Here is a 22770-nt window from a genome sequence, read left to right as displayed (position 1 = left end):
TGGAGTTCCCTTTACTCTAAGACTCCATTCTATGAAAATCCTTTTTGTTGATGACGAAGATACAATCCGCGAATTGTTCTGGGAATACTTCAAAGATGAATTTAATGTCACTCTTGCTTCCGACGGACAAGAGGCTCTTGCGATCTCTAATCAAAATACATTTGATCTTATCATTTCTGATATCAGCTTACCAAAATTAAATGGAATCCAATTCATTCAGAAACTGAGGGCAGACGGAAACCAAACTCCTTTTTTGGTGATTACTGGCGATAGTGACATTCAAATTGCCATCGATGTATTTAGAATGGGAGCGGTTGATTTTTTTCTGAAACCGTTCCGAATGGAAGCTCTTCGTTCTCGGATCAAAAAATTTGAAAACGCAGACATTGATTTAAGTCTACTCTTTAATAGTGGTGAAATCATTCAGTTTAGTGATGACTGTAGAATCAAACTTCGCCCACAAATTAAAAAATTAAATTCTTACATTGCATTCATCGTAAAACAGATTTTAAATTCACCGTTAGCCACTCAAGAAGATTTAATATCCATTAAAATTGTGTTGTATGAACTTTTGGCAAATGCTATTGAACACGGTGTGGCTGGTGTGAGTTATGCAGAAAAACAAGAATGTTTAGAAGCCAATGAAGATTATTTTAAGTTAGTAGATTCTCGTTGTGCAGAAAACAATTCTTTTGTCTTCGTAGAAATATCTATGGATGATGTTGGAATCACTATTGTCATTCGTGATGAAGGAAATGGATTTGCTGTCAGTCAAATTCCCAATCCTGTTGTTAACCCTGCTGCTAACTTAGTCAGTGGAAGGGGAATCTTTCTTGCTAAGATGAATATTGATTCTATTGTTTATAATGAAAAGGGTAACGAAGTTCGGTTTTTCAAAACTTGGTACAAACTGATGCAACCCAGTTAAAATTGGACCCCAAGAGAAACATAAAACCGTAAGTATTCTTTTTTAGGCATTTCTTCTGTGAATGGTTCTGTGATGAGGACGCGAGTTTGGCGAGGGTCCATCATCGTATACGAAGCACTGACTTGAGCAAATAATTTTCCATATTCGTTAGATAAAAAACTTAGTTTCCCTATGACTTCACTGCCTTTGCCTAAGGCAGAGTCGGATCGATTCAAAAATAAATCAGTGCGAAAAAAAGTATTCCAATCCATACCCATTTGGATTCCATAAATTCGATTTCCTTTGTTTTCAAAGTTGGGATTTTCTTTTGAGGGAACATCTCGAAACTGCGATGGGTTTACTAAGTCCAAAGATTGGTATAATAAAAATGAAGAATATCCACCAAGGACTCTTGGTTCCGCAAAATTGGACGCATAACCATCGCTATTTGAGTCTAATCGTTCTTTTGTATCTTTTTTGGTAACAAGGCCGGCCAAAGCAAAACTAAATTTTTCACCTTGGGAGTGAAGAGATAAATATCCTAAATAAGAATTCGTTGCAATTTGTTTTTCTGACCAAGGAGTAGAGGAAGATTTTGACTCGCCAAGAAGCCGAATGCCCACCAAATCCAACGCCCAAGTTTCCCAAAATTTTTTCGATTGGAACTCCATTCCACTGTAAGAGTAACGACTAGAAACTCTTTGGCCCGAAAGAATTTGCCCATTGGTATTATGGTTGGGATCAGAAAGTACATAATGAAAAAAACGAAACTCTTCCCAAAACAAAGCCTTTTCAGAACTGAGAAGGCCACCATAAATTTCCCTACGGTAACCGGCCCAGGGAGGTCCAAACCAATTTTCCCATTCGGGTTTTGCATTTAGGCGAATTCCTGTTATGCGAAGACCAGAGGAATGTGAGAGGGAAACCGATCCATAATTTGCCATTCCCACAAAAAAGAAACCAAACCGGTCCAATCGATTGAACCCACGACCCGCTTCCAAGGCCACTTGGATACCTGAAATTTCTTTTGAGGCGAGGGCTGTGATTTCGGCATCATAAATTGTCCTCACTTCTTTATCGACGATCCTTCCTTCGGAAAGACCGACTCTCGGCGCAATAAGGACTGCCAAACTCCAACCTTGGTTCACAAAATAAAATAAACTAGGAGTTGTGAGGATTCCTTGTGAGTCATAACGATTTGCCTTTTCTGAATCCAGTCCTCCCTTTTGAGATTGGAACTTACCACCGGCAATGAGTTCTGTTTGGAAACCAAATCCCTTCACCTCTGGTCTTGTTGGAATCGTTTGGGATCTTTCTTTAACTACCACTCGTCCAAAATGGCGGTTGGCACGGTCGTCATCCATTACCGAGTCAGAGTAAGACTCTGCAGAAAGACCTGAAAAAAAAGAAAGAAAGAGAAAGGAAACTATCCCGATACTTGTAGGGATGAAGAAAATACTTTTGAAATACAGACATGGATTTCTTCTCATTTTCCCTCTTCTGTTGGTTATTTTTTCATATGGAGAAGCTGACACTCGTTTTTCTCATGATTTGAGCCGGTTTTTTGAGAAGACAGACCATAGCAAAGAAGAAGCAGTCATTTACGTATATTTGACAGAAGCAGAAAAAACAAATTTTTCGGTCCGCAGAAGAAAAGAACTTTCACGAGCCATTGTTCGATTTTCACAAAAATTACAATTCCCCGATGGAACATTATTAGGTGGATATAAACCAAATTCATCTTTGTTTTTATTGGCATGGGCAAAAACAAGATCGGAATTTCGAACAAATCCATTGTATGGATATGGAATTTTGGGTTTGTCTGAAATGTTTGTTCGAGAATTTGAAATGTCCTCTGGAACAAAAATCAATCGGGATTATGACGTCCAAAACGATTCAATCCAATTGAAGATGGTAATTTTAAAATTAAAAGAATCTTTGGCTGCCGGAAAATCGGTCAAAGAATCTTATTTAAAAATATATGAAGGTAATACTTCTCCAAATGAATGGGAATTGTTAGAAACTAATTATAAAAAAATGTATGAGTTTGTTACTTCCGAAAATAAGCCATAAAGTAACCGGTTAATAATAACCAAGATACAATTTGACCAAGAAAAAGTGATATAGCGGCTCCATTGGCACCCCAGTCGGGAATGATCCAATAATCGAAGATGGCACCGAATAACAAACGAAGTAATGCAAGCCCTGCGAGTAGTCTAGGCAATCCCAAAGCAAAGAGTGCAGTTCCTAAAGGGGCAAACACTAATTGAAGCAAAAAATTCGGATATAAAATTTTAAATACAGAAATCGAGTTTGTATATTTTGTTCCGAATAACAATGTTAAGATGGGTTCTGCTAGTAAAATTCCAGGTGATAAGACAATCGCAATCATCCCACCCAAAAACACAGATTTTTTTAGAACATTGGGAAATTCTTCTGTTTCAGCAAGCCTTGCCAATTTTGGAAAAATGATGGAGTTGAACGTAGCAAGGATAATGATAAATCCACTAAACAGTTGCAATGCGGTTCCGTAGTCGGCAACAATTTCTGGTGGGTGGAATTGGTTTAAAAAGAAAATTTCCAAACGATCCGAAAGGATTGCAAAAATTGAGGCAGCAAAAGCCCAAAGATTAAATAGTAAAAGTTTTTTTTCATTGGTTCTGACTTTAGAAGCTTCTGCGGTAAAAGAAATCTCTTCTTTACCAAAAAAGAAAAAGAACAAAAATAAAACAAAAATAGGAGCAATACAAAAAATAGCGAGAATATCCATATATGTGAGAGGATGGATACTTGATTCAGATAAATAGATTAACAATAGAAGTCGAACTACGTTTGGAAGTGGATTCCAGAGAGAAAGAGATTTGTATTTCCTGTAAGAAACAAATAAACTTTCGAAGTAGGAAATAAATGAGATGATGATCCCACCAAATAACAAAAGTAACAAAACGAAGAAATTTTCATCACTCGTTAGGTAGGCCACCAAACAAACAATAGATAAAAATAAAAAAGAATAAAATTTAATTCTTAATGATGCACTTAGAATGGCACCTGGATTTTCTTTTTTCTCCGCCATTGGGGATATGTATTTGATCAATGCATTCGGAAGACCAAATTCTGCAACTGCCAGAACCACCGGCAAAAATCCTAAAAAGTATTGGAGTTTTCCGTTTTCCGCTTTGCTTAACAAATTTACGGAATAAATCATAAACACCAAATTGGTGATGGCGGATAAAGCTTTGGAGCTACTAACAAAGAAAGAGTTTTTGAGAACTCCTTCTTTTAATAACTCTACTTTTAAAAGTTGAAATATTTTTTTTATTTTTTGCATGTACTAGTTTTGCAAAAACTTTCCTTTTTGGATTTTTTGCAGAACCAAGGGAACAAAAAACACCAAAGCAAATCCAACAACTAAATAACGAATATATCTTAAAAACAAATCGTCCTTCCAAATGGTTTTTTTGATCAAAATTCCAGGGACAACGTAGAGCAATAAGATCACAATCGCAAGTACTAACAAACGAACAAAAACCGTAATCCAGAAATTATTAAAATTTTTAGTTCCAAAAGTGAAATCCCATTTAGGAAGGGACCAATCTAAAAACTCTGATTTGCTAAGTCTTGGATAAAATAAAATTCCAAGCCAAAAACCGCCAAGGGCACCGCTTGCCATTAACACTCCCGACAAACTATGGTGATGTTCTACAGAAAGAAACGGAGAGTCCAAAGAGATTGGAGATAAAGTGATGACAATCCCAAGTAGGCTGAGTGTACGATAGTTCTTTGTATGTAGGAAGGCCGGAATGGAATCTTTTTTATAAAATCGATCGAGTAAAAATAAAATGATGAGTAAATGGAAAACACCTAATCCAAAACCTAAACTCACATCTCCTAAATAATGTACTTTGAGATACATTCTTGAAAAAGGCATAAATAGAATGATAAAAAAAGAAAGAATTCGAAACCAAAGTTTGGGAATTCGATAAGCTAACAATCCCCAGACGACAACGGCAGAGTAAACATGACCAGAAGGCAAACCAAATGCTTTTTCATCAAAGGCTTCCGGATAGGGAAAGGGCCTTGGACTTTCTAGGTAAAATTTTAAAATGGAAACCATCACTGCGGATGTGAGTAATCCCAGAGAAAGTTCAAAGGCAAGTTTTGGCCGATAGTAGATGTAAACAAAGGAGATAAGGCCGAGAAAAAAACTACTCCCTCCCAGAAAATGGCAGATGGTAGAAATGAGCAGGAAGATCCCGCCGAGGTTCTGATCCCAAACATGGAGAGAATCCAGGGGAACGGAGGAAAACCAAAGGGAGCTCTGTGTTAGGAGGAGTTCTTTCATAGGAATTTCCATCTAAGATGAAAATCCAACTTGATTTCATAAAGTTTTATTTTGAAATATGTGATGTTTCTATGGATTCTAACCAAAACCCCGCTGATATTTTAGAAAGTCTCTTTGTCATTCCCCGGGAAGTTCCCAAAACCATCCTCCGTAACCTCCTGGAGCTCATTTACGATGTCAAAGTGGCAGGATCCGAAAATATACCCGAATCCGGTGGGGCTCTCATCATCTCCAACCATACCGATTATTTGGACATTCCGGTCCAAGGCGCCTTTGCCGACCGAAAGATTGTCTATTTGGGTAAATATGAACTTTTCCACCCGCAGGAAGAGATTATGGCCATTATCAACCACAAAAACTCTCCTTTCCATTACCCGCCTTTGAGCCTCACCAAACCAGTCATCGAGGTTTTGGTGAATTCTCTTGGCAGTGTGGTGAAAAAAAACCTGATCAATTGGGGGAGTATGCCCATCATTCGCAATGCCGCAAAAGATTCAGAAATGGACAAACGGGCCGCCATGGATTATTATGAAAAACTAGAAACCTATATGGTGGATCTGATGAAGGAAGGCGAACTTCTTTCCATCTACCCAGAAGGTTCTCGTTCGGAAACAGGGGAATTACAATCCTTTCGGGCGATGGCGGCAAAACTTGCCATCCGTGCGGGAGTTCCCATCATCCCATCTGGAATCGTTGGGGCAACCAACATGTCGAAACCGAAGGCTTTCCTCACAGGTGATGCTTTTAAAACGAAAATTCGCTACCAGATTGGAAAACCCATTCTTCCTTCTGAGTTCCCAACGGGTCCTGAGAAAAAAGCGGCCAAAGAGCTGACAGAAATTTTGGAAAATCGTGTGCGGGAGCTGATGAAACAGGCGGAATCCATACTTTAGTCTCGACCTTTCGGGAAAATTATGACATAGTTTCCAAAGCTATGTCATTCCTGTCGCATTTTGCTATTGAATCCATAACAATCCTTTTAGAACGTTGTTCTCTATGACCACCGAAATCCTAACTTACACCCCCCAAAACAAAATTCGCTTTGTGACGGCGGCTTCCCTCTTTGATGGCCACGATGCCTCCATCAATATCATGCGGAGGATTTTGCAACAAAGTGGGGTGGAAGTGATCCACTTGGGCCACAATCGAAGTGTACAAGAGATTGTCCAATGTGCCATCCAAGAAGATGTACAAGGAATTGCTATCACCAGTTACCAAGGTGGTCATGTGGAATATTTCCAATACATGATTGATCTTCTGAAAAAAGAAGGAGCAGGTCATATTCGCGTGTTTGGTGGCGGAGGTGGAACCATCCTTCCAACTGAAATTGAAGTTTTACATAAATACGGTGTGGCTCATATTTATTCTCCTGATGAAGGGAGGACCCTTGGTTTGCAAGGGATGATCAATGATGTGGTCAAACAATCTGATTTTCCTACTCCACTTTCGTTTAACGGAGATTTGGCGTCACAAATCCAAAAGAAAAATTATTTAGCACTGGGACAAGCCATCACCCAGATGGAATTTTCGCTTTTACAAGAAAAAACAAATTATTCCATCAATTTAGAATTTCCTCCACCGAAAAAAAACATTCCGGTACTTGGGATCACAGGAACTGGTGGTGCCGGTAAATCTTCTTTAACTGATGAACTCGTTCGTCGGTATTTACATGATTTTCCTAACCAAACCATAGCGATTCTTTCTGTGGATCCATCCAAACGAAAAACAGGCGGTGCTCTTCTTGGAGACCGGATTCGAATGAATTCCATCTTTAACGAAAGAGTGTATATGAGATCGTTTGCGACGAGAGAAGCGAACATTGCCCTCAATCGCAGTGTGAAAGGTGCCATTCAAATTTTAAAGTCTGCTGGGTATGATCTTATCATTGTTGAAACTGCAGGGATTGGACAAAGTGATTCCGAAATTACAGAAGTTGCCGATGTTTCGTTATACGTGATGACACCAGAATATGGTGCCGCTACACAATTAGAAAAAATCGATATGATCGATTATGCAGATGTGATTTCCATCAACAAATTTGACAAACGTGGGGCCCTTGATGCCCTTCGTGATGTTAAAAAACAATACCAAAGGTCTCGTAATTTATTCAATGATCCAGTCGATGTGATGCCCGTGTATGGAACCATTGCATCGCAGTTCCAAGATGCAGGAACGGATGAACTTTATGCCCATTTGATTGGAGTTGTCATTGAAAAGTGTCAATTAGATTGGAAAACAAACAGTTCCAAAAATCAAAAAGGAAACGAAGCCTCCGTTGTGCTTCCGCCTGATCGTGTAAGGTATCTCACAGAAATCAAAGAAGAAATTGATCGAAATGCTGATTGGATTTCGAAAGAAGCAGAAATCGCAAGATCCGCCTACCAACTGAAAGGTGCCATTTCTGTTTTATCCAAAAAAGGAAAACCAACAACTGACTTAGAATCCGAATACCAATTGTTATGGGATTCTTTGTCACTTGATTCACGAAACATTTTGGATACATGGTCGGAAAAAATAGAATCGTTTCGTAAGGAACAATATTCTTATTTTGTTCGTGGAAAAGAAATCAAAGTTGATAACTATACTGTATCCTTAAGTCACTTAAAAATTCCAAAAATTGCCACTCCTCGTTTTGTGGATTGGGGTGATATTTTACATTGGTCTTACCAAGAAAACTTTCCAGGTTTTTTCCCTTATACGGCGGGGGTGTATCCTTACAAACGAAGTGGGGAAGACCCAACTCGTATGTTTGCAGGAGAAGGTGGACCCGAAAGAACGAATCGTCGTTTTCATTATTTGAGTTCGGGAATGCCCGCCAAACGTCTGTCAACTGCTTTTGACTCAGTGACATTATACGGGGAAGATCCAGACATTCGTCCTGATATTTATGGAAAGATTGGAAATTCTGGCGTGAATGTTGCCACTCTGGATGATGCCAAAAAACTGTATTCCGGTTTTGATCTTTGTGATCCTTCCACTTCTGTATCTATGACCATTAATGGACCTGCACCAATGGTTCTTGCTTTTTTTCTAAACGCAGCCATTGACCAAGCTTGTGAAAAATACATTCGTTCCGAAGGCAAAACAGAAGAAGTTAAATCCCAAATTCAAAAAATCTATGCGGCCAAAGGACAAGTGGTTCCGAGTTTTGGGGGACAACTCCCAGAAACTAACGATGGTTTGGGGTTAATGCTCCTTGGTGTGACGGGTGATGAAGTTTTACCTAAAGATGTGTATGCTAAACTTAAAAAAGAAGCCCTTTCTCAAGTGCGAGGGACAGTACAAGCAGACATCTTAAAAGAAGACCAAGCTCAGAATACGTGTATTTTCTCTACAGAATTTGCCTTAAAGATGATGGGAGACATCCAACACCATTTCATCCAAAATGCAGTTCGGAATTTTTATTCTGTTTCAATTAGTGGATACCATATCGCAGAGGCAGGTGCCAATCCTATCACCCAAGTTGCTTTTACGTTAGCCAATGGATTTACTTATGTAGAATACTACCTAAGCCGAGGGATGGACATCAACGAATTTGCACCTAACCTTTCCTTCTTTTTTTCCAATGGGATTGATCCTGAGTATTCGGTAATTGGACGTGTGGCGCGTAGGATTTGGGCCAAAGCCATGAAATTCAAGTATCGTGCGAATGAACGTTCCCAAATGTTAAAGTATCATATCCAAACATCGGGTAGGTCTTTACACTCTCAAGAAATTGACTTTAATGATATACGAACCACATTACAAGCGTTATATGCAATTTATGACAATTGTAATTCGCTTCATACCAATGCTTATGATGAAGCCATCACAACTCCAACAGAAGAATCGGTGCGAAGAGCCGTTGCCATCCAGCTCATCATCAATCGGGAACTTGGCCTTGCCAAAAATGAAAATCCGTTACAGGGTGCCTTTATCATTGAAGAACTAACGAACCTTGTAGAAGAAGCGATCTTAACCGAATTCAACAGACTCACAGAAAGGGGTGGGGTGCTTGGTGCGATGGAGAGGATGTATCAAAGGAATAAAATCCAAGAAGAGTCCCTCCATTATGAAACCTTAAAACATACAGGTGAATATCCAATCATTGGTGTGAATACATTTCTCAATCGAAATGGATCGCCAACCGTCATCCCAGGTGAAGTGATTCGTTCGACAGATGAGGAGAAACAGCAACAAATTGGAAATTTGAAGGCGTTTCAAAAACGAAATGAAGGCAAAACAGAGATTGCCATTACAAAATTAAAACAAGTGGCTCGTGCGAAAGAAAATATCTTTCAAGAGTTACTGGAAACAGTGAAAGTGGCGTCCTTAGGGCAAATCTCTCATGCTTTGTATGAAGTGGGAGGTCAGTACCGCCGCAACATGTAAACAAAGGAAAGGGTAGTACACCTACCCTTGGTGAATTTATGATTTCTTGGGATTTGATCAAAAAACACAAACTAGGAATTCCATTACTCTGGGACATAACAATGGTTTTTGTTGTCCTTGGGAACTTAGCACTTATCATTTTTGATCTAAGTTATTTAAGTTTACGGCCGTTTTACTTTCATAAGTTTCCGGAAATTTTGGAACTTTATGACAAACCAATTTTAGGAATTGAAGCTCACAGAACCACCACCGCTTACACTGATTTGGTGGATGATTTAAAATATTTAACCCAACTACGTGATGATGATTTTCGAGAAAACCAAAGAAAAATCACAAGAGAAGAAATTTATAAAACTCTAACATCTTTAAAATCGCAAGTATCAAATGAAAAGTTTGATTCCTTGTATGCTAACTTTGAGTCGGCCATTCAAATTGAAGATGTCCAAGTCCGCAGAAAAAAAGTGGAAGAGACTTTGGTTCAGTTAAACGACTTTTTTAGCGTTTTAGAAGAAACAGATGAAATCACAACTCTTGGTGAACTTTCTGAAAAATATGCTTTTATCAATCGTTTGAGTGTTGAAACAAATGAATCTAAAGAAATTTTATCCATTTTTCAAAAGATGGACAAACGGATGTTAGAGATTGTAGAAACCAATCCTTTTGCTATGTCTGGGCAAACGAAATTTTTAACCGAAATTCAAACTACTATCAAAAATGAATACCAAACTCACAAAACAAAAGCCCGCGATATCAAATTAAGACAAGAACTGGATCCTGTTTTAAACAGAGATCGTATTCCATCCACGGTTGTAGCGTTTGCTTGGTTTTGGAGAGACCAAAACAGGTCTCTCGAACAAAAAATTGATTTTTTTAATTCTCATTTTAGAGAGTATTTTGCTTTGAACTACTACCGAGCCATCGCATCGGATGGAAGTCCAGTCAACAACTATTTACTGTTAGATGCTCCGTTTTTATTTTTCTTTTTGGCTGAATTTATTCTAAGTTGGCTTTTAGCGATTAAAAATAGAACTTATATTGCTTGGTTTTTGTATCCCATTTATCATTGGTATGATGTATTGGGACTCATTCCCCTCGCAACATTCCGTTTTTTCCGTTTGGTTCGGGTTTATAAAATTTATCTGATGTTACAAACCAATCAGTTCACTCGTATTTTAGGAAACGATTTGATTAGTAAAACATTGCGATATTATTCCAATATCATCAAAGAAGAGATTTCTGATATTGTTACGATTCAGATCCTTACAGAAACTCAAAATGAAGTGAAGTCTGGGAACTCACTCGACCAACTTGTTAATGCGATTGATCAAAACCGCGATGAACTAAAAAAAGTAGCGATTAAAAATATTGCCAAGTCGGCACAGAATCCCAATTTACAAGCGTTAATCCAAAATTTGGTAACCGAAATTTCGGAGCGAGTTTCTGCGAATATGAAACCTATTTCGCTATTACCTAAAGAGATGCAAGCGAATCTTACCAAACAAATTAGTTTAACGATTTATTCTACAATTTCACAAGCAACGGTGGCGATGGCAACGGATCCTTCAGGGAGAAAGTCGATTGAGAATTTAATTGATTATCTTATCGATGAAATGATTGTTTTTGCACAAGATCCCGATATGGTAAAACTCAATACGAACATTACTGTCGCACTCATTGAAAATATGAAGAAGTCAATCGGTGAGAAAAAATGGTTAAAAGCAGAAATTGGCAGTAGCTAATTTTTGATCTTACAGAGGCTCATTTTTTTAAACTTTCGAACACTGTTTTATCATCAAAAAAGTCTTGTTTTCTTTTGAAAACAAGATGGGATCGATCCACTTTGAATTTTTTTGTAAATATATTTCTGGTCTTAGTTTTTCTTATTTTGACTGGTGAGAAAACGATTGCAGAACCAAACGAAAAAGCAGATCGAATTCAGTCCAAAGTTTCATTTTCAGAACGAAAGGATAAATCAAAAATAAAAACTAAGCCAAAATCAAAAGGTAACAAAACGGAATCTTTGCAGCTTAAAAACCAAAAAGGACTTTGGAAACCAATGGAACTAATTTGGGAAGAAAGTTCTGGTGCTGTCTCACCTGAGTTTCGATTTGCAAAACAATTTCAATTAGTAACAAAAGAGAATAAAGTCATTCTAAGTCGTCGAGTGGTAGAGAAAGGGAAATTGGTTTTAAATGAATCAAAGGAAATTTCGCCGCAATCATATCGGAAATGGATGGATTCACTGTTTCGGTACAAAATTTACCAACTACCGATGGAAGATGTTCCCAAGGAACAAATGACAGGTGTCAGTTATAACTACGTATCATTTGTTTTTGGCTCCACCAAATCAAAGTTTTATTATCAATTGGAAGAGCGCAACCTTCCCGATTGGAAAGAAAAAAATAGTATCATACAAATTATTGAAAGGATGAAACCATGAATCTAAAACAAAATTGGAAAATGATAGGGCTTTGCCTTGTAATCACAACTGCAATCTTTGCAGAAGAGTTTGATCCCAGTAGTGTTCGTTCTCCCGGATGCAAACCAGGAACTTTTTCTTGTGGATACATTCCTAGTTCTAAGGAAATCCAAGATAGTATTCCTCTCAAAAGAGATTTTAATTCCTTTGAAGAATTACCAAAATCCACCGATTTATCTTCACAGATGCCTCCTGTGGGAAACCAAGGAAGGCAAAATAGTTGTGTGGCATGGGCAACAGGTTACGCAATCAAATCATATCTATTAAAAAACAAAGGACAGACTTCCGAATACGATCCACCATTTGTTGGTGGGAAAGGAAATTTTGTTTTTTCACCAGCTTTTATTTACAACCAACAGAATGGTGGAGAAGACAAAGGTTTATATTATTATAAAACAATGGAATTTTTAAAGACTAGTGGTGTCGCTCCTTGGAGTAGTATGCCTTATTCTGATAAAGATTACCTCACCCAACCTTCACAGTCTTCAAAACAGGAAGCACTAAAATATAAAATTAAATCCTTCTCCAGGCTTAACTTTAAAAATCCAGATGAAATTAAACGAGTATTAGCTGGCAAGAATGTTGTGATGGTTGGAATGATCATTGATGACGCTTTCTATAAATTAAAAGGTTCCGCTATTTATGATGAAAATGGAGGACAGAGTTACGGTGGACACGCCATGACGATAGTCGGCTATGATGATCAAAAAAAATCCAAGTCTGGAAAGAAAGGTGCGTTTAAATTACAAAATTCTTGGGGAACTAATTGGGGTGATAAAGGATTTGGTTGGGTTTCTTATTCTATGCTTGCCAAAGTTGGGCAAGAAACTTATGCAATCATAGATGAACCTGCAACACAAAGTACACCAAACCTAAATACGGTTCCAACAAAGAAACCGATTCTTCCACCGAACGAAATCAAAGTTTCAAAAGGAGAATTTGATTCAAAAATCATTTTAACATGGAAAAATCAAGATCTAGCGGTTGCTTATTTAATTCAAAGAAAAGATGAATCTGAATTTTACGATCTTGCTTATTCTGATAAACCAAGTTTTACTGATTTGACAGTTTCACCTAATTCTACTTATGCGTATAGAATCATTTCAATAGGTGCAGAAGAAGTTTCGGAAGTTTCCTCGGTAGTGGAAGGTTTTACTTTTGCAGAAACAAATCCAAATGGGAGTTTAGGGCAAGTTGTTGGTCTATCTGGTCTGGTTTATGTAAGTGGATCTTTGCCAAATGTAGAATTAAGTTGGTCTGAATTGGATGGGGCAAGTGGTTATACAATCGCGCGAGCAGATTCATCTTTAAAATGGAAAAATATTGGGACAAGCAAAACTTCTAACTTCATCGATTCGTCACCCAAAATTGGTGAATCAAATTTTTATCGTGTGAGTGCTCTCGTCCAATCCAAAACATCTGGGGATTGGAGTGAGACAGCAGTGGTTGATGTTGCAGATCAAACTTCATTACCCAATCAAGTGTCTCATTTGACAGCAACAAATGGTGATTTTTCAAATAAAATTATTTTAACCTGGAATGCGGCGCCAGGAGCCAAAATTTATTATTTATATAGATTTGATGAAAGAGCAGAACCTTCCGGTCAGTTTGAAATCTCAGGAACAACATATACAGACACTGACCAATCGATTCAAAATGGAGACCAATATTTATATACAATCATTTCTGCAAATGATTTTGGTTATGCAGAGCCAAGTGAAGTTGTCATTGGAAAAACCGATCCTAACCTAATGAAAAGAGCAGGTGGTGCGACTCTCAATCCTCCAAAACAATTAACTTCCAATTCGGTTGGTAAAGATAACGTTGTTACATTAAAGTGGGATTCTGTAAAAGATAGTTTCGAATATTATATTTATCGTAAACACTTGAAAGGGACAGGAAAGGTTGGAAAACTTGAATTTGTATCCTCCGTAGAAGGTAAAAAGAATTCTTATAGCGAAACTTTTCCGGGAAACTCTGGTGATTTATTTTTATACTCAGTTCGTTCCAAATCAGAATTCGGATCTGAATCAAAAGATTCTAATTATGTTTCTGTGTTTTGGAATGAGCCCAAAGCCCAAGTGAAAAAAAGGACAATTTCCTTAGAAGAATTACCTTCTTCCTTTGTCGGCACTTGGTCTTCCATGTATTGGAATCCAAAATCTGGCCCCCAAGTGGTTGGAATCGAAATCACAGGGAATGGACAAGATTTTATCGCTAAATTAAAGTTAAATGATAAGGACGTTCGTCAGTTCACAGGAACTTGGATTCCTGGAAGTCAAACTCTAAAGGCAAATGGATTTTTGTTTGAAATTTCAAAATCTTTGGAGGGAAACTCTTTGGCTCAGTTCCAATCAGTCAAAGACTTTGAAAACGGTTTAGAACTGAGTTTTACCAAAGAGAAGTGATCTTATATCAACAAGTTTGATACACTATTCAATCGTTTGTAAATACATCCATAGTGCTTTGAGTTCAGTATCTGTTAGTTGGCCTAAACTTTTCCAAGGCATTGGAAATTTCATTTCTGAACCATCGGGACGTTTTCCAGTTCTGATGGTTTTGATAAAGTTTGCTTCCGTATAATGGTTGATCCCGCTTTTGCTAATATTCTGGGCAGGTGGCCACTCTGGTGGTGCTCCTTGGATGGGCCCACCTTTTAAACTAAATCCGTGGCAGCCTGTACAAGTTGATGCAACATACTTTCCATACTCTATGGAAACAGAAGGTGTAATGTTTGTCAGGTGAGTGATTTCATGATTAATGATTTCAGCTGATACAAAAACCGGAATCTCCCCAATTAAAAATAAAAATCTGCCTAACGGTCCAGGTTTGAGTTCTCCTTGGACTTTATCGATCCCAGGCAAAGAACGCAAAAATGAGATTAACTTTCCAACATCTTCATTGGTCATACCTTGGAAGTCAGTAGAAGGCATAAAGATTAATGCCCTTCCATTTTTTCCAACACCGTGGCGAATCGCAATTGCAAGTTCTTCATCAGTTCTATCAGATAAGATTCCTCCTTTACCGGCTGTTAGGTTAGATCCAGAGAGAGTTCCGATGGCGGGATTCTCTATGAAGGTTTTTCCACTTCCATCAACGTCATGGCAGTCCCCGCAACCTCTGGATTGGTAGAGGCGTTTTCCTTCAACGATGTCAACGGATTTGGAAAATTTGGGAATGGGAATAAACTTCACTGCGTACGTTTTGTTCATACGAGAAGAACTCAATGCATAAATCGTCGTGACTAACACTAGAAGGATGCCCACTAAGGATAGAAAGGTGATCGTGAGGATACGCGATATTTTTTTCATAGGTGGAGCAAAGAGACTAGGGGAGATGTTTTTGGTCAAGGGTAATTGGTAGGGTTTTTGGGGGTAGTGGTACAGATTGGATATATGTATCCCCGCCCGATTGAGGGTGGGGAACTAGACCCGCCTCCCAATGCATTCCTTTTATCACAAAGTCTCGATTCTTGCGAATCAATCTCCTTGTTGATAAAAATTTTTTAGGGAAAGTTCATAGTTTGGAAAAGGATTTTTTTTTCCTTTTTAAATAGTTTAATGGTTTAGAAACAAATTGTTGATCGAGTTATATTCAATATTTTTCCTGAATTTCTAATATAAATGAATATTTAGTAAGGATAGTTCCTATTAATGAATTTCAAAATTCACTTAACAATAGAAAATCAGTTTGCATCAGCAGATAATCCCTCTCCCTTACGTTTGCTTACACAAGTTAAATGTTCTTTCTTAAGCCTCGTTAGATTTGAGAGGGAAAAAATTTTGAGTAATCAAGTCCGATCATTGGAATACTCTGGAATTTCTGAATTTAGGTCTTGACTCTTCTTATTTTTGTTAGTCTTTTTAATTAAAAAAACCAAAGGTACGAAATGAATTTTTTCAAAATTATTGCTTTAGTCTTTCTTGTGAGTTTTTTTAGTCAGTGTATTACTTACTTAAAAAATGACTACCCTGCGTATAATCCTGCAAAAATTGATAAAAAAATTGCGAACGTAGATTTCATACTATATTATAACCACTACAATGCATTTAATGAACGTTCGGAAGTTAGTTATGCAGTTCATCAGGCGAATAAACAAGCATTTACAAATATCATTGCTGGTTGTAATTGTATAAACAGATTTACTGTTTTTGTTGATGGTCTTGATGATATAAGTAAAATTAAAAGTAAAAATTTAGTCAAAATTGAAGTAACTAGTAGAGTGCAATCAAATGTTTCTCTCTATCTGACTTCCACTCTCTTTGTCCTTTCTGGTACAATGTTTCCCGTTTTCGGAGAGATAAGCGGAAAAACTGAATTCGTTGCATTCAATCAGGGAAAAGAAATTAAGAGATATACATATGAAAACGATGTCATTGAAGTTAGACAAGGATTACTTCTATTTGTAATGCCATTCAGGAGATTGAATTATATTACAAATCAAAATGTTCCAGATAATTTTGTGAATGATATCTATAGAGATAAACTTTATCCAACGGAATGATTATAAACAGAAAATCAATTTCCATTTTGTTGTAGGAATGGAAATTGATTTTGTTCAGTAAAAATAAGATAAAATAATCCTAAACCAGAATCTATTTATCCTATTTCTCTTTCGATACAGCATCGTCTGCAACAATTAGGTGATTGTATTTTTCTGGTTGGTTGGTTTTGAGATAAAATTCTAAAATTGTTTCCACATCGGCTTCGGTTTTCATAGCAAACCACTTGCCTTCCGGGTAAGAAACTTGGATAGGTCCAAGTTCACAACGATCCAAACAGCCAGATTTTTGGACTCGGAACTTATATTCGATTCCCGCTTTGGCCGCTTTTTGTTTGAGAAGTTTTAGTAATTCGATGGAGCCTTGGTTTCCACAAGACACCCGTTCGCCGGGTGCCCTTTGGTTTTCGCAAACAAAAATATGTTTTTCGTAAAACATAGGTTGTTCTGTTCCTTAATTTCCTAAACGGCGTAATCTTCCATCGGTATACAAGAACAAACTAAATTACGATCTCCATACACATTGTCCACCCGACCGACACTTGGCCAGAATTTACGTGTGCGTAACCACGGTAATGGGTATGCCGCTCGTTCTCTTGGATACGTATGGTTCCAGGAATCGCTGATGACCATATCTGCCGTGTGAGGAGAATTTTTAAGAGGGTTGTCTTCTTTAGAAAGAACTCCCGACTCAATGTCTTTAATTTCTCCTGCAATGGCCAACATAGAATCAATGAATCTATCGAGTTCTTCTTTGGATTCCGATTCAGTAGGTTCGACCATAAGCGTACCGGGAACTGGAAAAGACATGGTTGGTGAATGAAACCCATAGTCGATCAGACGTTTGGCGATGTCTTCTACTTCCACCGCACTTGTTTTTTTGAATCCACGCATGTCCAAAATACATTCGTGAGCCACAAGGCCCTTGTTTCCGCGATATAAAACTGGAAATGAAGATTCTAATTTTTTAGCGATATAGTTTGCATTGAGAATGGCAATCTTTGTTGCAAATTGTAATCCTTCAAATCCAAGCATAGCAATGTATGCCCAAGAGATCACAATGATAGATGCCGATCCCCAAGGAGCAGCAGAGACCGCCCACTGGCTGTTATTCGATCCATTTTCAACAAGGCTATGCCCAGGTAGAAAAGGTGCTAAGTGTTCGGCAACACCGATAGGTCCAACACCTGGCCCACCACCACCGTGAGGGATACAAAAAGTTTTATGAAGGTTTAAATGGCAAACGTCGGCACCAATATCAGCAGGTCTTGTGAGACCAACTTGTGCATTCATATTGGCTCCATCCATATACACTTGCCCACCATGGTCATGAATTGTTTGGCAAATTTCTTTGATGGAGGCTTCGAACACACCATGAGTGGATGGATAGGTTACCATAAGGGCACCTAAGCTGTTTTTATATTCGAGTGCTTTTTTCTTTAGGTCTTCCACATCAATGTTTCCATTGGAATCACAATTCACGGGAACCACTTTGAATCCTGCCATCACTGCGGATGCGGGATTGGTTCCATGTGCCGAGATAGGAATGAGACAAATGTCTCTATGCATATCGTTACGACTTTGGTGGAAATTGCGAATGGCAAGTAAACCTGCATATTCTCCTTGTGAACCAGCGTTAGGTTGGAGCGATACCTCGGCAAAACCTGTGATTTCACAAAGCCATTTTTCTAATTGGCTAAAAAGAGTTCTATACCCTTCGGTTTGATTTTCAGGAACAAAAGGATGGATATTGGATAGTTCAGGCCAAGTCACAGGATACATTTCTGTCGATGCATTGAGTTTCATGGTGCAAGACCCAAGTGCAATCATTGAAGTGGTGAGTGATAAATCTTTGGATTCCAATCTACGGATATATCTGAGCATTTCAGTTTCTGTATGGAAACTATTGAAGACAGGATGGGTAAGGTAGGTTGACTTTCTCTCTAATAGTTCAGGTATTTTCCATTCTTCTTTTGAGGTTAAGTCTTCCAATTGGAAATGTAACGACTTGTTTTCATTAAAAATTTCTAAAAGATCTTTGATGTCTTTTAGATTCGTAGTTTCATCTAATGAGATACTGACCACATGACCAGAAACCTGTCTGATATTGATTTCTCTTTCTTCTGCATAATGAATGATCTCTGCAGAGGAAATTTTAGAGAGTTCCACACGAATGGTATCAAAGTATGGATTGGAAATGATTTTGTATCCGAGTTTTTCAAGTCCAGTGGCAAGGATGGTTGTCATTCGGTGGACTCGCGATGCAATTTGTTTTAAACCTTTTGGGCCATGGTAAACAGCATACATCGAAGATAATACTGCGAGTAATACTTGCGCTGTACAAATGTTAGATGTTGCTTTGTCGCGACGAATGTGTTGTTCTCGTGTTTGGAGGCTTAGGCGGTAACCAGGTTTTCCTTGAGAGTCTTTGGAAACACCGATGAGGCGACCTGGCATGTTTCGTTTGTATTCTTCTTTGGTCGCAAAGTAACCCGCATGTGGTCCACCAAATCCAAGTGGCAATCCAAATCGTTGAGTGGTACCTACAACCACATCTGCATTCATTTCACCAGGTGCTTTTAAAATCGTAAGTGCTAAAAGATCTGCAGCTACAACGGTTTTGGCTCCTACTTTGTGTAGGCTTTCGATAAATTCACTAAAGTCAAAAATAGTTCCATCGGTGGATGGGTATTGTACAATCGCTCCAAAAAAATCATTGGAAGGAACCATCTTTTTAAAAGATCCGACAACAATATTGATTCCCAGTGGAATCGCACGAGTGCGGATCACATCTAAAGTTTGTGGATGAACTGATTGTGATACAAAGAATGATTTTCCTTGTGAATCCTCTTTTAAAGAGAAAAGCATATTCATTGCTTCTGCTGCCGCTGTTCCTTCATCCAGAAGAGAAGCATTGGCAATTTCCATCCCTGTTAAATCAGTGATCATGGTTTGGAAGTTGATGAGAGCTTCCATACGTCCTTGTGCAATTTCAGCTTGGTACGGAGTGTACGCCGTATACCAACCTGGGTTTTCCAAAATATTTCTTTGGATTACGGCAGGTGTGATACAAGAGTAATAACCAAGTCCCAAATAAGATCTGTAGATTTTGTTTTTAGAAACAATTTTCTTTAGTTCTCTTTGGAGAGCATATTCGCCAATCGGATTTGGTAAGTTGAGTTCCTTCTTTAAACGAATGTTTGCCGGAACCGCATCATTAATGAGATCATCCAAAGCCTTATAACCGATAGTGTTAAGCATCGAAGAAACCGTTTCTTCTGTCACACCGACATGGCGACGGAGGAAGGTATCACTTGGTTCTAATGTTTCTTCGTAAGGGGATTGGAGAGGTGATGTAGGCTTTTGGGAACTCACTTTAGAAAAACTCCTATTAATCTAATTTAGATACGTATTCTTTGTATTGTGCTGCGGATAAAAGATTTCCGAGTTCGGATGTTTGGATGTTTTTTAATTTTACCATCCAAGTATCAAAAGGTTCGGCATTTACTGCTGCTGGATTGGAACCAAGACTTGCATTTGTTTCCACAACTTCACCAGAAATTGGTGAATATAAATCTTCGGCTGCCTTTACAGATTCAATGGTTCCAAGACTGTCTTTTGCTTTGATTTGTTTTCCAGGTTTCGGAAGGTCGATAAATACAATATCACCTAGTGCATTTTGTGCAAAGTCAGTGATTCCGATGAGAGCTACGTCACCTTCGACTCTGACCCATTCATGTTTTTCCGTATAATAATATCCGTCTTTTGCTTGTGTATCTGCCATGATTTTTCCTCTTCTTTTTTACTTTCGGTTAGCGATTGTTTCGAACACTGCCTTGGATGAAAGCACCAGTCTCCACTTTAGCCAATTTCTTTTGTCCACGAATCTCCACAAATACTTCCATCTGGTTTTTTGCGAATTCAGTGTCGAGAATGGCAAGTCCTAGGGATTCTTTCCGGCTAGGTGAGTGAGTTCCTGAGGTAGATTTGCCAATTTCTTTCCCTTCACTAGAGAAAATGGGGAAATTTTCTCGTAAAACCCCCGGTTCCATCAGGCGAATCCCCACAACTTTCCGTTTGGGGCCGTTCTTTTTGTCAGCCATGATTCGAGTATATCCTAAGTAAGGGGATAGTTTTTCTTTGACAATAAAGTTGATTCCTGATTCTACAGGGGTCCATTCTGCATTCAGTTCATGACCGTATAGTGGGTATTTTGCTTCCAGTCTTAGAGTGTCACGTGCGCCAAGACCTACGGGAACCAAACCAAATTCTTTACCAATTTCTAATAATTCTTTCCAGAGAGTGACACCAAGTTCATTTGAAGTATAAATTTCAAATCCATCTTCTCCCGTATAACCAGTGCGTGATACGATGATGGTTTCTCCTTTCCAATTCATTTCTTCAAAATGATAATAAAGGATGGAACTTAAGTCCTTACCAAGGTACTTAGAAAAAATTTCATCTGCTTTTGGGCCTTGTAATGCAATTTGATGCCAGTTTTTGCTATCATCAACAACAGTAACGTTCCCTTTTTTATATGTTTCTAAATGTTTTGTTACTGCAGGATAGTTGGAAGCATTAGAACAAATCATATACTTTGATTCACTGAATTTATAAACAGTGATATCATCCACAAGCCCACCAGCTTCATTTACCACTGCATTGTATTGCACTTGGCCTGCTTTCATCCCTGAGATGGTGTTGCAAGTGACTGATTCTAAGAAAGATAGAACATCTGTTTCATTTCCGGTGACAAAAATTTCACCCATATGGGATACATCAAAGAGTCCCGCAGCCGATCTTGTGGCCAAATGTTCTTGGATGATTCCTGTATATTGCACAGGCATGTCCCATCCGCCAAAAGGAACCATCTTGGCTCCCATTTCTTTATGAATTGTGTGTAAAGGTGTTTGTTTTAGTTCCACGGCTTTCTCTCGATCAGACTCTAAAACCATTGAAAAATGGTTTCATCGTTATGGAATTGAATTTTTTTTAAGATATTATGTTAAGAGAAGTCTATCGCATCGAAAAAACCGGATCTATCGACAACCTTCATCGTAAAAACGAACCTTTAAGGCCACCCGAAGGTGATGAAGTGACCATTGAAGTAAAAGCCATTGGACTTAACTTCGCTGATGTTTTTTCGATTTATGGTTTGTATTCAGCAACACCCAAAGGAAGTTTCATCCCCGGTTTGGAATTTGCTGGAAAAATCGTGAAAATAGGCGAAAAAGTGAAGAATTTTGAAGTCGGTGACTCCGTGTTTGGTGTGACTCGGTTTGGTGCATACACAACTCATCTGAACATTTCTGAAAAAACTGTTTTTGCACTTCCAAAAGATTGGTCAATGCAAGATGGAGCAGCATTCGCTGTACAAGCACTCACTGCATACTATGCACTGGTTCCATTAGGACAAGTGAAAGAAGGTGATCATGTTCTGATTCATAGTGCAGCTGGTGGTGTTGGGATCATGGCAGGTCACATTGCAAAGAAAAAAAAAGCAATCACCATCGGTCTTGTAGGTGATTCCGTTAAGTTTTCGATCTTAAAAGAGGTTGGTTATGATTATTTTCTCATTAGATCTCCTAATTTTAAACAAGAGATGCAGAAAATATTATCAGATCAGCCATTAAAAATCGTTTTAGAATGTTTAGGTGGTCGTTATTTTCAGGACAGTTATGATCTCTTAGCACCAATGGGAAGGCTTATTACCTATGGTAGTGCGAACTTCACACCATCACATTCATTCCGAAATTGGTTTTCGATCGCCTATTCTTACCTCAGAAGACCAAAAATTGATCCATTATCCATGATTTCAGACAATAAATCGGTGATGGGATTCAATTTAATATGGTTGTGGAATGAAATTGATGAACTTCGAAAACATTTTTCCGATTTAATGATGTTATCACTACCAAAACAAACCATTGGGCATGAGTTTAGCTTTGATTCGATACACGATGCACTCCGTACATTTCAATCAGGACAAACAATTGGTAAGATCGTTATCAAAGTTCCGTAGAATGTGTATTAGTCTGTTTTTTTATTTTGAATAAAAATTCATGCAAAAAATAAAATTTCTTTACATTTAAAATGATATGATTTAATTATGTCGTATCAATTCACTCTCTGTTTGCCAAGGACAGCCGTGGTTTGAAATCAAAAGATAA

At 38.2% G+C, this 22770-nt stretch carries 17 protein-coding genes; 9 read left to right on the top strand and 8 right to left on the bottom strand.

Features of this window, described 5'->3' with window-relative positions; all coding sequences use genetic code 11:
- The first annotated feature begins 31 nt into the window (after positions 1 to 31).
- The gene (locus EHQ47_RS18155; protein ID WP_135747300.1) at positions 32 to 928 is read left to right on the top strand and encodes an ATP-binding response regulator; all 897 of its coding nucleotides are present in this window, start codon (positions 32 to 34) and stop codon (positions 926 to 928) included.
- Here EHQ47_RS18155 and EHQ47_RS18150 read toward each other — a convergent pair.
- Positions 925 to 2271: a hypothetical protein gene (locus tag EHQ47_RS18150; RefSeq protein ID WP_135777780.1), complete on the bottom strand. Its 1347-nt coding sequence runs from the start codon at positions 2269 to 2271 to the stop codon at positions 925 to 927. The genes EHQ47_RS18155 and EHQ47_RS18150 overlap by 4 nt on opposite strands.
- An 82-nt stretch (positions 2272 to 2353) precedes the next feature.
- Here EHQ47_RS18150 and EHQ47_RS18145 point away from each other — a divergent pair, with 82 nt between their 5' ends.
- Positions 2354 to 2980 (top strand): hypothetical protein, encoded by a 627-nt coding sequence (locus EHQ47_RS18145; RefSeq protein WP_135747301.1) that lies wholly within the window; start codon positions 2354 to 2356, stop codon positions 2978 to 2980.
- Here the strand turns inward: EHQ47_RS18145 and EHQ47_RS18140 are convergent.
- Complete coding sequence (locus tag EHQ47_RS18140) at positions 2958 to 4235, bottom strand: oligosaccharide flippase family protein (protein ID WP_135777761.1); 1278 nt, start codon at positions 4233 to 4235, stop codon at positions 2958 to 2960. The genes EHQ47_RS18145 and EHQ47_RS18140 overlap by 23 nt on opposite strands.
- A 3-nt stretch (positions 4236 to 4238) precedes the next feature.
- Positions 4239 to 5249: a phosphatase PAP2 family protein gene (locus tag EHQ47_RS18135; RefSeq protein ID WP_244290402.1), complete on the bottom strand. Its 1011-nt coding sequence runs from the start codon at positions 5247 to 5249 to the stop codon at positions 4239 to 4241.
- 71 nt (positions 5250 to 5320) lie between these two features.
- Here EHQ47_RS18135 and EHQ47_RS18130 point away from each other — a divergent pair, with 71 nt between their 5' ends.
- The 5 genes from EHQ47_RS18130 to EHQ47_RS18110 all read left to right on the top strand — a co-directional run bounded on the left by EHQ47_RS18130 (position 5321) and on the right by EHQ47_RS18110 (position 14507).
- A complete protein-coding gene (locus EHQ47_RS18130) occupies positions 5321 to 6142 on the top strand; it encodes a lysophospholipid acyltransferase family protein (RefSeq protein WP_208727464.1) in 822 nt (273 codons plus the stop codon).
- A gap of 103 nt (positions 6143 to 6245) precedes the next feature.
- Complete coding sequence (locus tag EHQ47_RS18125) at positions 6246 to 9620, top strand: methylmalonyl-CoA mutase family protein (protein WP_135747305.1); 3375 nt, start codon at positions 6246 to 6248, stop codon at positions 9618 to 9620.
- A gap of 38 nt (positions 9621 to 9658) precedes the next feature.
- Complete coding sequence (locus EHQ47_RS18120) at positions 9659 to 11359, top strand: hypothetical protein (RefSeq protein WP_135777758.1); 1701 nt, start codon at positions 9659 to 9661, stop codon at positions 11357 to 11359.
- Between the two features lie 101 nt (positions 11360 to 11460).
- On the top strand, positions 11461 to 12060 hold the full coding sequence (locus tag EHQ47_RS18115) for a permease (RefSeq protein ID WP_244290401.1): 600 nt from the start codon (positions 11461 to 11463) through the stop codon (positions 12058 to 12060).
- A complete protein-coding gene (locus EHQ47_RS18110; protein WP_135777757.1) occupies positions 12057 to 14507 on the top strand; it encodes a C1 family peptidase in 2451 nt (816 codons plus the stop codon). The genes EHQ47_RS18115 and EHQ47_RS18110 overlap by 4 nt, the downstream gene beginning before the upstream one ends.
- 24 nt (positions 14508 to 14531) lie before the next feature.
- Here EHQ47_RS18110 and EHQ47_RS18105 read toward each other — a convergent pair whose 3' ends face one another.
- Positions 14532 to 15311 (bottom strand): c-type cytochrome, encoded by a 780-nt coding sequence (locus EHQ47_RS18105; RefSeq protein WP_135747311.1) that lies wholly within the window; start codon positions 15309 to 15311, stop codon positions 14532 to 14534.
- 677 nt (positions 15312 to 15988) lie between these two features.
- On the opposite strand from EHQ47_RS18105, the gene EHQ47_RS18100 reads away from it, so the two are divergent.
- The gene (locus EHQ47_RS18100; RefSeq protein ID WP_135777756.1) at positions 15989 to 16603 is read left to right on the top strand and encodes a hypothetical protein; all 615 of its coding nucleotides are present in this window, start codon (positions 15989 to 15991) and stop codon (positions 16601 to 16603) included.
- Positions 16604 to 16703: 100 nt separating this feature from the next.
- Here the strand turns inward: EHQ47_RS18100 and EHQ47_RS18095 are convergent, their stop codons facing one another.
- Genes EHQ47_RS18095 through gcvT form a run of 4 tightly spaced genes read right to left on the bottom strand, consistent with a single transcriptional unit; the run spans position 16704 to position 21555 of the window.
- Complete coding sequence (locus EHQ47_RS18095; RefSeq protein WP_135777755.1) at positions 16704 to 17039, bottom strand: (2Fe-2S) ferredoxin domain-containing protein; 336 nt, start codon at positions 17037 to 17039, stop codon at positions 16704 to 16706.
- Between the two features lie 23 nt (positions 17040 to 17062).
- On the bottom strand, positions 17063 to 19975 hold the full coding sequence (gcvP, locus tag EHQ47_RS18090) for an aminomethyl-transferring glycine dehydrogenase (RefSeq protein ID WP_135777754.1): 2913 nt from the start codon (positions 19973 to 19975) through the stop codon (positions 17063 to 17065).
- 16 nt (positions 19976 to 19991) lie between these two features.
- Positions 19992 to 20384, bottom strand: coding sequence for a glycine cleavage system protein GcvH (gcvH, locus tag EHQ47_RS18085; protein ID WP_135747772.1), 393 nt, complete (start codon positions 20382 to 20384; stop codon positions 19992 to 19994).
- Positions 20385 to 20412: 28 nt separating this feature from the next.
- Positions 20413 to 21555 (bottom strand): glycine cleavage system aminomethyltransferase GcvT, encoded by a 1143-nt coding sequence (gcvT, locus tag EHQ47_RS18080; RefSeq protein WP_135777753.1) that lies wholly within the window; start codon positions 21553 to 21555, stop codon positions 20413 to 20415.
- A 47-nt stretch (positions 21556 to 21602) separates the two neighbouring features.
- Between gcvT and EHQ47_RS18075 the strand changes: the two genes are divergently transcribed.
- Entirely contained in the window at positions 21603 to 22622 is a 1020-nt protein-coding gene (locus EHQ47_RS18075; protein ID WP_135777752.1) for a synaptic vesicle VAT-1 family membrane protein, read from the top strand.
- Positions 22623 to 22770: the final 148 nt, after the last annotated feature.

Source organism: Leptospira bourretii, assembly GCF_004770145.1.
GTDB classification, from domain to species: Bacteria; Spirochaetota; Leptospiria; order Leptospirales; family Leptospiraceae; genus Leptospira_A; species Leptospira_A bourretii.
This window is presented reverse-complemented; position numbering and strand designations above follow the sequence as displayed.